Genomic DNA, 13,076 nt, shown 5'->3' with positions numbered 1-13,076 from the left:
TGTCTTACTCGGCAGCTTCCGCGAGGCCGGACGAGCCAGCCGCCGCAGAGCGCCATGGAAGTTCCGCGCCAAGGGCAGTGGCAACCTTGAGGCCGGAAACAAGACCGTCCTCATGGAAGCCGTGCCCTTGCCAGGCTCCACAATACCACGTGTTGGCCACGCCCTGTATCCGCGAGAGTTGCTGCTGGGCCGCCAGTGCGCCCGCGTCGAACTGCGGATGGTCATAGGTGAAGCGGGCGAAGGTCAGATCCTCGCGCGGCTCATGCGGGGGATTGAGGGTGACGAACAGCGGGCGGCTGGTGTCGATGTTCTGCAGCCGGTTCATCCAGTAGGACACGGCCACATCCGTTCCTTCCGCCGAGCCGGTGCGGGCGAGATAGTTCCAGGACGCCCACACGCTCTTGCGCTTGGGCATCAGGCTTTCGTCCCGGTGCAGATAGACCGTGTTGGGCCGGTAGCGGATGGCCGAGAGAATGCAGCGCTCGTCGTCGCTCGCATCATCCAGCATGGCCAATGTCTGGTCCGTGTGGCTGGCGAGAATGACGTGATCGAACATGTCTTCGTGGCCTGAGGCATCGCGCACATGCACCTTGCCGTCTGCCCGGCGTATGCTGGTGACGGGCGAGCCGAGGCGCACGTGGCCGCGCAGCGGCTCCAGCAGGCGCTGCACATAGTTGCGGCTGCCGCCGGACACCGTGCGCCACTGCGGCCGGTCGAAGTTGATCAGCCGGTGATTCTCGAAGAAGGAGACGAAGGAAGCGGCCGGGAAGGCCAGCATTTCGGAGGCCGGGGTGGACCAGATCGCCGCACCCATCGGCACCAGATAGTCTTCAATGAAGGCGGTGGAGAACTTGCGGGCGCGCATGTAATCGCCAAGGCTCATGCCCGTCAGATAGCCCGAGGCGAGGTCTGCGGCGCACTGACGGTTGAAGCGCAGGATCTCGCGCAGCATCCACAGGAAGCGCGGCGAGACCATGTTGCGCCGCTGGGCGAAGATGGTGCGCAGGTTGGTGCCTGACCATTCGCGCTGGCCTTCATCCACCGATAGGGCAAAGCTCATGTCGCTCGCCTCGGTGGCAATGCCCAGATGGGCAAAGAGTGCGGTCAGATTCGGGTAGTTCAGCTCATTGTAGACGATGAAGCCCGTGTCCACCGAAATGGCGGCGCCATCGTAATCGATATCGACGGTGGCACTGTGCCCGCCGGGGCGCAGGCGCTTTTCGTAAACGGTGATGTCGTGATGGCCGCTGAGGGCCCAGGCTGCGCTGTTGCCCGAGATACCGGAACCGATGACTGCAATCCGCATTCTGTTTCCTTGTCATGCGGGACGGGGTGTCCCAAAGGTGGGGGCAGCGGGGAAATGCCTTGTATTGCGAGATCTTACGCTGCGCCCAGCCGGGCGGATCACGGACGGGAATTTTTGTTGTGCAGGCAGGGGAGAAGACCGGTCTTGCCAGAGCAGCGAAGCGGGCCGTTCCGCCTCAGGCGCTCTGGCGGATGACCAGTTCCGGGGCGAGGCGGACGATTTCGGCGCTGCCGGTTTCGCCGTGGCCATCAATGCGCTGGCGCAGGAGGCGGAGCGCCTCGCGGGTGGTTTCCAGCACCGGATTGCGCACGGTGGTCAACTGATACGGCTCCCACGCGGCGGCGGGGATATCATCAAAACCGGCAATAGCCACGTCACCGGGCACGCTGAGGCCAAGGCGGCGGGCGGCGGCGATGGCACCAAGGGCCATGGCATCATTGCCGCAGAGGATGGCATCGGGCTTTTCCGGCGCCGTCAGCAGGGTGAGGGCCTGCGCAAGGCCGCTGTCGACGGAATAGTCGCCCTGACGTGCGGCCAAGAGCTTCATGCCGCGCCGGGCCAGCGCCTGCATCAGGCCGTCATGCCGCTCGATGTTGGAGAAGGTTTCCGGCGTGCCGCCGATCCATGCGAGCTTTTTGCGGCCGCTTGATGCCAGATGATCCACCAGCAGCTCCAGCCCCAGCCGGTTGTCGCAGCACACGGCATCCGTATCCCCGCCCGGCATGATGCGCCCGACCATGACAATCGGCGCGCCGGAGTTGCGGCAGCGTTCGGCCAGCGCCGGGCTGACGGATCCGGCGGCAACGATCGCTCCGTCCACCTGATAGGCGAGGGCGTCTTCCAGCGCATTGTCCAGTTCATCGCCCGGCTGCACCTGCAGCAGCAGCGGCCAGTTGCGGGCGGCACGGATTTCCCGGCTCATGGTGTCCAGGAGCCAGGCCTCATAGGGGCGGGAGACGGCGCCGACCACAAGGGCGATGAGGCCGGTGTGGCTGCCGGTGAGGCCGCGGGCGATGCGGTTGGGGCGGTAGCCGAGGGATTCTGCCACCGCGAGCACATGGGCGCGCTTGCGGGCGGCAATCGGTGCCCCTTCGGTAAAGGCGCGGGATACCATGGCGCGGGAAACGCCTGCGGCTTCGGCAACATCATCGGCGGTGACGCGCATTCCTTCTCCGGCTCAACTTGCAAACGCGTTCATACTTTGCATCGCACAAAAAACGGCTCTTTGCAAATGGAGTTGACATAAAACCGTCATGCACTGAACATAGATTGAACGCGCTTTCAATTGGAGGGGTCCCCATGGGAACTGAAGCGCTGTCACTGGAGGAGGTGTCCATTCGCCTTGGGCAGTCTCTCATTCTCGACGGCATCTCGCTGGAGGTGCCTGCGGGCACCTTTACCTGCCTGCTTGGCCCTTCAGGCTGCGGCAAGACAACATTGCTGCGCTCCATCGCGGGGTTCGCCCCGCTGAGCGCAGGAGACATCACCGTGGGCGGACGCTCCATCGCCGGTCTTGCGCCCGAGGCGCGCCAGACGGCCATGGTGTTCCAATCTTATGCCCTGTGGCCGCATATGTCTGTGGCTGGAAACCTGACCTATCCGCTGAAGCTGCGCGGCCTTGGCAAGGCTGAACGGGAGCGGCGTGCCGAAGAGGTTCTGGCGCTGTTGGGCCTTGAGGGCTATGGCGGCCGCGCCGTCACCAGCCTGTCTGGCGGCCAGCGCCAGCGCGTGGCTCTGGGCCGGGCGCTGATCATCGACCCGCCGCTGCTGCTGCTGGATGAGCCGCTGTCGAACCTCGACGCCTCCATCCGCCGAAGCCTGCGCGGCGAGCTGCGCCGCCTGCAGCAGAAGGTCGGCATCACCACCATCATGGTCACCCACGACCAGGACGAGGCGCTGGCCATGGCCGACCGTATCGTCCTGATGCGCAAGGGGCAGATCGTGCAGGTGGCGAGCCCCGAGGAGCTGTACAGCGCCCCGGCCGATCTTGAGGCGGCTGAGTTTCTCGGTGTCGGCAATGTCACCGCCTCCCGCCATGGCGATCCGGTTGCGGCGTCTGCGAAGATTGCCGGGTTCCGCACTGAAGTTGCACGCGCGTTCACTTCGGCAGAGGTTCTGCCCGAAGGCCCGGCGCTGCTGCGCAAGGGGCAGGTCAGCGCCTGCGCCTATGCGGGCGGCAACTACCAGATCACCATTGATTCTGCCGGGGAGAGCCTGTCGGGCTGCTCGCCCGTGCCCATCGCTGCGGGCGCTGATGCGTCCCTCACCGTTCCGGCATCCATGCTGATGAGCTTCGATGCCGAAAACCGCCTGCTTCAGGGCACGCTCCACGGGGCTGTGCTGGAGACACGGCACTAATTTTCCCACTCACGAACCTCAGGGAAGACAGTCATGAAACTCAGGATTGCCCTTGCCAGCATGCTGGCAGCCACGACCCTCACGACGGCTCTGGCGACCAGCGTGTCGGCCCAGACCCTGACGGTGATCACCGCCGGTGACACCAACATGGTGGATTACATCAACGACTATCTTGGACCGAAGTTCGAGGAGACCCATCCGGGCGTGACCGTGCGCGCGGTCGGCACCGGCCCGGGCGATGGCGGCAGCCAGGCGATCTATGAAAAGATCGACGCCCAGAAGGGCAAGGACGTGTGGGATGTGGACGTTGCCGTCGTGCATCAGCGCATGGCCGGCAAGATGGTCGAGGAAAAGCTGCTGTCGAGCTACCGTGATGGTCTCGCCACCGCCAAGCTCGTCACCCGCGAAACGGCAGAAAACTCGCTTGGCGTGAATGTCTCCGGCTATGTCATGCCGATGTTCCACAGCCAGATCGCCATCGCCTACAATCCGGACGTGATCGCCAACCCGCCGCAGTCCTATGAGGAACTGGCCAAGTGGGTGAAGGAAAACCCGGGCAAGTTCGGCTACAACGGCATCACCGGCGGCATGGCCGGCGTCGGCTTTGTCTTCGGCTGGATGTATGCCTTCTCCGGCACGGCCGACGAAATCCGCAACGGGCCGTGGGCTGACGATGTGGCTGCCAAGTGGGAGCCGGCACTCACCTCGCTGCGCGACTTCAACCAGAGCGTTGTCATGACCCCCGGCAACGCCGGCACGCTGGATGCCATGAACCGCGGCGAAATCGCCATGGGCCCGGTGTGGATGGACATGTTCTACACCTGGGTTGCCGATGGCCGACTGAACCCGAACCTGAAGCTGATGATCCTGTCGCCGGGCATGCCGGGCCAGCCGATGTATTACACGGTGCCGGCCAAGGCGGCGCAGCCGGAACTCGCCAAGGAGTTCATCGCCTTCGCCACCAGCCCGGCTGTGCAGGCTGACGGCATCGTGCGCCGTTTCAACTGGTTCCCCGGCATCGATCCGCAGAACGTCAAGAGCGAGCTGACGGATGCCGAATGGAACCGCCTGTTTGCCGACGTGACGCCGGAAACGCTGGCCGAGCGCGGCTGGTCCATGCCGCAGGCCAAGTACTTCGCGGCCATTCTGGAAGCCTACGAGAAGTACGTCGCCAAGTAAGGGGTGACTTGCGGGGGGCACCGGCGGTTCGGATCAAAGGGTTTCCTGACCGGCGTCATCCCGGCTCGCGCTGCGCTTGGCCGGATGACGAAGGGGAGGCTGAAGCTTGCCGTCAGTCTGACCTGCCCCCCCCCCCCCGCAGCCACTCTTCCAATCCCGTCTGGCCCGGCTCCCCGCCGGGCCGGGCATCTGCCTTTCAGGGAACAGGCCGGGGCCGCAGTGCGGACAATCCGGCTCAGAGGAAATGCCTCATGACTGCACATTCTGCCGCTGACACGCTGCGGACCGGACAGACCGCCGCGCGCGGGCTGTTCAGCCGCTGGGCGGGCATGGGCGCCGGGCTGCTGCTCGTTGCGCCCGCGCTGACGGCCATCGGCCTGCTTTATGCCGCGCCGCTGCTGCGTTCGCTCGTCACCGCCTTTCAGGATGGCGATGGCAGCTTTTCGACGGCCAATATCGCCAAGGCGCTGGAGTTCTACAGCGGTGATATCATCTTCTCCATTCTTGTCGCGCTTGCCTCGCTGGCGCTGATTGCAGCCGCCTCGATCGCCATCGCCGGTTATCTGACGCTGGGCGAAAGCCGCTGGGCTGTGCCGCTGCTGCGCTGGCTCTACCGCTGGCCGCTGTTCATTCCCTTCATCGTCGCCGGGCAGACGGCGCGCTCGTTCCTGGCCCGCAACGGCATGCTGAACACGCTGCTGGTGGATGCCGGGGTGCTGGATGCGGCGGCGGCGCAAAGCCTGCTCGACTGGCGCGGCCTTGTCCTGACCTTTGCCTGGAAGCAGATCCCCTTCGTCACGCTGCTGCTGGCCGGGGCGATGGCCTCGCTCGACCGGTCCACCATCGAGGCGGCGCGCAATCTCGGGGCAGGGCGGCTGCGCTGCCTGTTCGATATCGTGCTGCCTCAGGTGCGCCCGCAGCTGCTGGTGGCGCTGGTGCTGTCGCTTGTCACCATCATGTCGGTGCTGTCCGTGCCCGCCATGCTGATCTCCGGCAATCCCACCATGATGACCGCGATGATGGCCCACCGGGTCACCTATTACGGCGACTATGCGGTTGCCAATGCGCTCGGCCTGTTCTCCTATCTGCTGACGGCAGTGGCAGCCTGGGCTTACCTGCGCATGACGCTCAAGGCAAAGGCAGGCCAATGACCACTCTCTCACTCTTCGCCCGCAAGGCGGGCGCCACCCTCGGCCTTGCCCTTGCCATGGGACTGGTGGCCTTTATCGTCTTCGGCCCGCTGACCAATCTGGCCATCTGGGCCTTTGCCGAACAGTGGTTCTATCCCAACCAGTGGCCCACCCGCTGGGGCTTCGAGTTCTGGGGCCGGGTGTTCCGGCCGCGTGCGGGGGCGTGGGAGTCGCTGTGGAACTCCGTTTCCATCGCGGCGGCGACCGTCGGCCTCTCGATGGCTCTGTCCATTCCGGCCGGCTACGCGCTGGCGCGGCTGGCGCTGCCGGCCCGCAGCTTCATCATGCTGATCTTCCTGCTGCCGCAGGCTTTCCCGTCGCTGCCGATCTTCGTCAACATCGCCGCGATCTTTTACGGCCTCGGGCTCAACGGCACGCTTTTCGGCGTGGTGCTGGTGCATTCGCTGCCCGGTCTTGTCTATGCGGTGTGGATTGCCACGGCCTCTTTCAGCGCCGTGGACCGCAGCATGGAGGAAGCCGCGCGCAACCTCGGGGCAGGGCCCCTGCGCACCTTCCGTGACATCACCCTGCCGCAGGCCTTTCCGGGGCTGATGGCCGCGTCGATCTTCGTCTTCCTCGACAGCATCGATGAGTTCACCGGCACCTATTTCGTCGGTGCGCCGGATATCTCGACCCTGCCGATCCTGATGTTCAACGCCAGCATGGGCGGCAATTACCAGATCGCCGCCATCACCGCCTTGATCCTCCTGATCCCCTCCGTCGGCTTCATGCTGGTCATCGAACGCTTCCTGAAGGCGGATGTGCTCTCGCGCATCGGCCGCTGACCGAAAGACCTTTCAGGGCATGTACATTCTACATTTCTCCGACTTCCATCTCTTTGCCGCAGACAAGGAAAGCGCCCATCCGCGCCCCGATACGCTGGCCGCAGTGGAAAAGGTGCTGGCCGATGCCGCCAGCCTGACGCCGCAGCCGGATCTGGTGCTGATCTCCGGCGATCTGGCCGACTGCGGCAGCGCGGAAGACTATGCGCTGGCCCGGCGGATGCTGGCCCGGTTTGACGCTCCCGTGCTTGTGGTGCCGGGCAATCACGACCGGCGGGACGCCATGCGTGCAGCTTTCGCGGGCACCATTCCCTTCACGCCGGAGCCGTTCCTCAACTTCGACATGGTGCACAAGGGCATCCGTGTCATTGGCCTTGATACGATCATTCCGGGCAAGGTTGAGGGAGAGCTTTGCGTAGGACGTCTCTCATGGCTGGCCGAGCGTCTGGCCGACGAAAAGGTACGGGAAGAGACCACCTCCGGCGTTACCTTCTTCATGCTGCATCACCCGCCCTTCGGCCTTGCCTCACCGGCCTGGGACTGGATGACGCTGACGGCGGGAAGAGACGAGCTGCGCACGCTTCTGGCCGGTTTTTCCGGCCACCTGCACCTGCTGACGGGTCATGTGCACCGGCCGCTGATCACCAGCTTTGCCGGCCATTTCGCCACCATCGCCGGCAGCCCCGCCTTCCAATATGCCCCCGGCCTCGGCTGGACCAGCGAACCGCCGCTGTCCGCAGAGCCCTATGTCTACTGGCTCCACCACATCACCGGCTTCGGCGGCGTAATCACCAGCCCCCGGATGATTGATCTGGGGTGAGGAGGGGGCAGCCGCGCCCAAAACTCAGCGTCGCCCCGGACGAGAGCGAAGCGGAAATCCGGGGACTACTCGCAACCGGAGCGGCAAAGTTGTGGCGGTGAGGTGAGGCCTGGTGCCGGAGCCTGCCGCGAGGCTCCGGACAGCGGCATTGCTCTGCAAGTGAGTGGTCCCCGGCTCGAAGGCCGGGGTGACGCCGTGCGTGTGCGCCCACCGCGTCAGTGGTTGTGACGCGGTGGAGTGGAGGCGAGGCCGCGGAAGGTTTCGGCATCGCGGATGGTGGCGCCATCGGCGAGTTGGGTGACCGTTTCGCGGTAGATCTTCTGCCAGGGCGTGGCCGAGGGCGGCACCGGCGGGATGCCTTCGGCCTTGCGGCGTTCGATCTCCGCCTCATCCACCAGCATGTCGCAGCGGCCGGTGTTGAAGTCGATGCGGATGGTGTCGCCGCTGCGCAGGAAGGCAAGGCCGCCGCCAGCGGCGCTTTCGGGCGAAGCGTTGAGGATCGAAGGGCTGTCGGCGGTGCCGGACTGGCGGCCATCGCCGATGGTCGGCAGGCTGGTGATGCCGCGCTTCAGCAGATGATCGGGCGGCTGCATGTTGACCACTTCCGCCGAGCCCGGCCAGCCCAGCGGGCCCGCGCCCCGGATGGCAAGGATGGTGCGCTCGTCGATGCCGAGCGCGGGATCGTTGATGCGGGCGTGGTAATCCTCCGACCCGTCGAAGACCACGGCCTTGCCTTCATAGATGCCTTCGCGGCCCGGCTCGCTCAGATAGCGCTTGCGGAAATCCTCCGAGACGACGCTCATCTTCATGATGGCGAAGTCGAAGAGATTGCCCTTCAGCACGAGGAACCCGGCGCGCTCCTTCATCGGAGCGGTGTAGGGGCGGATGACCTCCCGGTCGGTGGCCTCGCAGCCTTGAAGGTTTTCGCCCATGCTGCGGCCCGTGACGGTGAGGCAGCCTGTGTCGAGCTTGCCCGCCTGCATCAGCTCCCACATGATGGCCGGAACGCCGCCCGCGCGGTGGAAGCGCTCGCCGAGATAGGCACCGGCCGGCTGCACATTGGCCAGAAGCGGAATGTCATAACCATGCAGCTGCCAGTCCTCGGGCCTCAGGTCAACGCCCGCATGCTTGGCCATGGCCATCAGATGCGGCTGGGCGTTGGTGGAGCCGCCGAGGGCGGAGTTCACCCGTATGGCGTTGAGGAACGCCTCCCGCGTCAGGATCTTCGAAGGGCGCATATCCTCCAGCACCAGTTCCACCGCCCGCCTTCCGGTGCGGTAGGCCATCTGGCCGCGCTCCCGGTAGGCGGCGGGAATTGCGGCACAGCCGGTCAGCGACATGCCGAGCGCTTCGGCCATGGAATTCATGGTCAGCGCCGTGCCCATGGTGTTGCAATGGCCGATGGAAGGGGCGCTGCTCAGCGCCGCTTCCAGGAATTGCTCGCGGGTGATTTCGCCCGCGCCATATTTGCGGCGCGAGCGCCAGATGACGGTGCCCGACCCCACCAGCTCCCCGTCATGCCAGCCATCCAGCATCGGCCCGCCGGACAGGACGATGGCCGGAATATCCACGGTGGATGCGGCCATCAGGGCCGAGGGCGTGGTCTTGTCGCAGCCGGTGGTCAGCACAACGCCGTCCAGCGGATAGCCATAGAGGATTTCCACCAGACCGAGATAGGCAAGGTTCCGGTCCAGCGCCGCCGTCGGGCGCTTGCAGTTCTCGAACAGCGGATGGGTCGGAAACTCGATGGGAATGCCGCCAGCATCCCGGATGCCGTCGCGCACGCGCTTGGCCAGATCCATGTGATGCCGGTTGCAGGGGTTGAGATCGCTGCCGGACTGGGCAATGCCGATAATGGGCTTGCCCGAGCGCAGCTCCTCCGGTGTCGTTCCATAATTCATGAAACGTTCCAGATAGAGCGCCGTCAGGTCCAGATGGTCCGGATTGTCGAACCAGTCCTGCGAGCGCAGCCGGCGGGCGGGTTTGCTGTCACCGCTCATGCGATGCTGCCTCCCAGCTCGTCCTCGATGTGGACGCGGATGATTTCGTCAAAGGAGGTTTCGGCGGTGAAGCCAAGTGCCGTGGCACGGGTGGCCTCGAAGCCGGGGGCCCAGCCAGAGACCATGCGGATGATCATCTCGTCCGGCTCGCGGCGGATCAGCTTCACGGCCTTCTCGCCGGCAATGCGGTGCAGAGCCTCGATCTGCTCGCCCACCGTGGCGCTGACGCCGGGCATGGAGAGATTGCGGCGTGGGCCGACGAGGCCGGTGTCAATGGTGGCGCCATGCAGCAGGAAGCCAACGGCCGAGCGCGGCGAGGCGTGCCAGTGGCGGATGTCCTCCGGCACCGGCAGCACGGCTTCTTCGCCGATGAGCGGCTCGCGCAGGATGTTGGAGAAGAAGCCGGAGGCGGCCTTGTTCGGCTTGCCGGGGCGGATGCAGATCGTCGGCAGGCGGATGCCGACGCCATCGAAGAAGCCGCGGCGGGAATAGTCGGACAGCAGCAGCTCGCAGATCGCCTTCTGCGTGCCGTAGCTTGTCAGCGGCGTGGTGTGGAAGTCGTCGGAGATGGGATAGGGCAGGGGCGCACCGAAGACGGCAACCGACGAGGTGAAGACCATGCGCGGATAATATCCGTCTGACCCGTGGGCGAGGCGGATGGCGTCGAAGAGATAGCGCGTGCCGTCAAGGTTGATGCGGTAGCCCTTGTCGAAATCGAGCTCTGCTTCACCCGATACAATGGCTGCGAGGTGGAAGATCACGTCCGGCCGGTCCGCAATCAGCCGCTCCGGGGTGCCGGGGACGGAGAGGTCTGCCGTCTCCAGCTTTGCCTGACCGGAAAAGCCTGCGGGAGCGGAGGGCTCGATCACATCGGCCAGCGTCATCCGGTCCACCGCCTTGCCGCCCAGCTGGCCATCCCTTGCCAGACGCTCAGCCAGCTTGCGGCCCACCATTCCAGCTGCACCAATGATCAGAACATGCATGCTCTCTCTCCTCCGGATCCTCAATCGCAGCCCTTTGGGAGGCTGCCTTTCCTTCATCCGCAGCGTTGCCGGACCGGTGTGCGGCAGCGTGTGGAAACCATTTGTAAGGTTGTCTGATAACCTTATATGATGGATTTGAAAACAGCCAGAGTGATTGTCTGCACAGGCGCCCGGTGGTGAAGACCGGCATCGCGCCATGGCGTCAGATGGGACCGGAAGAATGACGGATGTGATGGAACACCCGCAGGGAACAGACCTGCCTGAAACCGCAAGCGCAGCCGTGGCGGCAAGGCTGGTGGATGCGCTTGGCGCGGATATGGTGCTGGCGGGCGCTGATGTGGCCCGCTACTGCCGCGACTGGCACGGGGATGTGGAAACGGGCGCCGTCGCCGTGCTGCGGCCACGTTCCACGCAAGATGTGGCTCAGGCGGTGAAGGCCGTGGCCGCACTGGGGCTTTCCCTCGTGCCGCAGGGCGGCAACACCGGGCTGGTGCTCGGCGCAACGCCGGATGATCCGGCAGGGCAGGTGGTGCTGAGCCTTGAGCGGATGACCGCCATCCGGCGTCTTGATGCCGATGATTTTTCCGCCGTGGTCGAGGCCGGGGCGGTGCTGTCGGAGCTCAAGGACAAGGTGGCGGAGGCAGGTCTGTTCTTCCCGCTGGCGCTGGGGGCACAAGGCTCCTGCCGCATCGGCGGAAATGTTTCCACCAATGCTGGCGGCATCAACGTTCTGCGCTATGGCATGACGCGGGAACTGGTGCTGGGGCTGGAGGTGGTGCTGCCGGACGGCAGCATTTTCGATGGCCTCTCCGCCCTTCGCAAGGACAACCGGGGCATCGACCTGAAACAGCTTTTCATCGGGGCAGAAGGCACGCTGGGCATCGTCACCGCCGTGGCCGTCAAGCTCTTGCCGCAGCCGGATCAGGTTGCCACCGCCTTGCTGGGGCTCAATGCGCTGGAGGATGCCATCCGGCTTTACCGCCGGGCGCGGCGCGACTGCTGCGACCTGATGTCGGCTTTCGAATTCATGCCGCCGCTGGCTTTCACCCTGGCGCAGGAGGCCATCCCGGACCTGCCCATGCCCATGGCCGCAGATTATCCGGCCTATGTGCTGATGGAGATTTCGGGCTCCGGGCTCGTCGATGTGGACGATCTGATGAGCCGTTTCCTCGAAGGCGTCATGGCCGAAGGGCTGGTGGTGGACGGGGTGGTTGCCGCCTCGCAGGCGCAGGCGCGCACTCTCTGGCTTTTCCGCGAGGGCATGAACGAGGGGCAGGCAAAGCGCGGGCGGCACCTGCGCACGGATGTCTCCGTGCCCCTGTCGCGCGTGCCGGATTTCGTGCGTGAAGCGGAAGCCGCCATTCATGCGGCGCTGCCCGATTGCACCTGCGTGTCCTATGGCCACGTGGGGGATGGCAACGTGCATCTCAATGTGCTGCCGCCGGCGGGGCTTTCAAGGGAGGAAGCGGATGCGCGGATCTATCAGGCCAAGACCGTGCTGAACGCGGTTCTGGACGGCTTTGGCGGCTCGATCAGCGCCGAGCATGGCATTGGCCGGCTGAAGAAGCCTGACTTCGAGGCGCGGCTGCAGCCTGTCAAACGCCAGCTTCTGACCTCCATCAAGGCGGCAATCGACCCGCAAGGCATCATGAATCCCGGCTGCCAATTGAACTTGGCCGCAGTTTCGGGGTAAAGGCGCTGATCGCCCAGAAGACAGGACAGGGAATGGCCATCGGCATGGAACAGATCCGGCGCAGTGAACATCTGCCCGCACGCATTGCGGCCCAGATCGCCCGCGACATCAGCGAGGGCCGGATCAAGCCCGGTGACCGGTTGCCGACGGAACATGCTTTGGCCAAGACCCTTGGCGTCAGCCGCACGGTGGTGCGTGAGGCCATTGCCCAGCTGCGCAACGAGGGGCTGGTGGAAACGCGGCAGGGCGTCGGTGCTTTCGTGACCGAGCCGCAGGCGCGGCCGATCCGCATTGCCCAGGACGATCTGGACGACCGGGAGAGCTTCCGCGACCTGTTCCAGTTGCGCCTGCCACTGGAAATCGAAGCGGCCGGACTTGCCGCCCTGCATCATACAGCCGAAGACCTCGCCCGGCTGGACGAGGCGCTGGCGCAGATGACCGGGGCGGAGAAATGGACGGAGCAGGGCATCATTGCCGATCTTGCCTTCCACCGGGCCGTCGCCGATGCCACCGGCAATGCTTATTTCGGCATGTTTATCGGCTTCATCGCCGAGCGCATCAGCCTTGCCATCAATGCGGCACGGGCCAGCGCAGTGCTGGAAGAGATCGTCGAAATCACCATCGCCGAACACGTGGCCGTGCGTGACGCCATAGCCAGCCGCGACGCAATGGCCGCCCGCGCCGCCATGCGCCAGCATCTGACAGGCGCCGCAAGCCGTATTGCCCTCAATCTCGAGATTTACTGACTTATATCTCTCTGTCTGC

General features: G+C 65.1%; 11 protein-coding genes. 7 read left to right on the top strand and 4 right to left on the bottom strand.

Features of this window, described 5'->3' with window-relative positions:
* Positions 1-4: 4 nt before the first annotated feature.
* The gene (locus ASC48_RS13425) at positions 5-1,306 is read right to left on the bottom strand and encodes an NAD(P)/FAD-dependent oxidoreductase (protein WP_055456260.1); all 1,302 of its coding nucleotides are present in this window, start codon (positions 1,304-1,306) and stop codon (positions 5-7) included.
* Between the two features lie 175 nt (positions 1,307-1,481).
* Positions 1,482-2,471, bottom strand: a complete 990-nt coding sequence (locus ASC48_RS13420; protein WP_055456259.1) for a LacI family DNA-binding transcriptional regulator — start codon at positions 2,469-2,471, stop codon at positions 1,482-1,484.
* A gap of 134 nt (positions 2,472-2,605) precedes the next feature.
* Here ASC48_RS13420 and ASC48_RS13415 point away from each other — a divergent pair, with 134 nt between their 5' ends.
* The 5 genes from ASC48_RS13415 (at position 2,606) to ASC48_RS13395 (ending at position 7,635) form a co-directional block, all read left to right on the top strand.
* Positions 2,606-3,664, top strand: a complete 1,059-nt coding sequence (locus ASC48_RS13415; protein WP_055456258.1) for an ABC transporter ATP-binding protein — start codon at positions 2,606-2,608, stop codon at positions 3,662-3,664.
* Between the two features lie 33 nt (positions 3,665-3,697).
* Positions 3,698-4,843, top strand: a complete 1,146-nt coding sequence (locus ASC48_RS13410) for an ABC transporter substrate-binding protein (protein WP_055456257.1) — start codon at positions 3,698-3,700, stop codon at positions 4,841-4,843.
* Positions 4,844-5,172: 329 nt separating this feature from the next.
* Positions 5,173-5,994, top strand: coding sequence for an ABC transporter permease (locus ASC48_RS13405; RefSeq protein ID WP_055456344.1), 822 nt, complete (start codon positions 5,173-5,175; stop codon positions 5,992-5,994).
* Complete coding sequence (locus tag ASC48_RS13400; protein ID WP_055456256.1) at positions 5,991-6,818, top strand: ABC transporter permease; 828 nt, start codon at positions 5,991-5,993, stop codon at positions 6,816-6,818. The genes ASC48_RS13405 and ASC48_RS13400 overlap by 4 nt, the downstream gene beginning before the upstream one ends.
* 19 nt (positions 6,819-6,837) lie before the next feature.
* Positions 6,838-7,635: a metallophosphoesterase gene (locus ASC48_RS13395; RefSeq protein WP_055456255.1), complete on the top strand. Its 798-nt coding sequence runs from the start codon at positions 6,838-6,840 to the stop codon at positions 7,633-7,635.
* A 215-nt stretch (positions 7,636-7,850) separates the two neighbouring features.
* Here the strand turns inward: ASC48_RS13395 and ASC48_RS13390 are convergent, their stop codons facing one another.
* A complete protein-coding gene (locus tag ASC48_RS13390; protein WP_055456254.1) occupies positions 7,851-9,635 on the bottom strand; it encodes an IlvD/Edd family dehydratase in 1,785 nt (594 codons plus the stop codon).
* Positions 9,632-10,618, bottom strand: coding sequence for a D-erythronate dehydrogenase (denD, locus tag ASC48_RS13385; RefSeq protein WP_055456253.1), 987 nt, complete (start codon positions 10,616-10,618; stop codon positions 9,632-9,634). The genes ASC48_RS13390 and denD overlap by 4 nt, the downstream gene beginning before the upstream one ends.
* A 220-nt stretch (positions 10,619-10,838) precedes the next feature.
* On the opposite strand from denD, the gene ASC48_RS13380 reads away from it, so the two are divergent.
* Both ASC48_RS13380 and ASC48_RS13375 read left to right on the top strand, forming a co-directional pair.
* On the top strand, positions 10,839-12,311 hold the full coding sequence (locus ASC48_RS13380) for an FAD-binding oxidoreductase (protein WP_055456252.1): 1,473 nt from the start codon (positions 10,839-10,841) through the stop codon (positions 12,309-12,311).
* 32 nt (positions 12,312-12,343) lie between these two features.
* Positions 12,344-13,057 carry a FadR/GntR family transcriptional regulator gene (locus ASC48_RS13375; protein ID WP_055456251.1) on the top strand — a complete coding sequence of 238 codons (714 nt, stop codon included), beginning with the start codon at positions 12,344-12,346 and terminating at the stop codon, positions 13,055-13,057.
* Positions 13,058-13,076 lie beyond the last annotated feature (19 nt).

This window comes from Pannonibacter indicus (assembly GCF_001418225.1).
GTDB classification, from domain to species: domain Bacteria; phylum Pseudomonadota; class Alphaproteobacteria; order Rhizobiales; family Stappiaceae; genus Pannonibacter; species Pannonibacter indicus.
The sequence above is the reverse complement of the archived record's forward strand: the minus strand, read 5'-3'. Positions and strand labels throughout refer to the sequence as shown.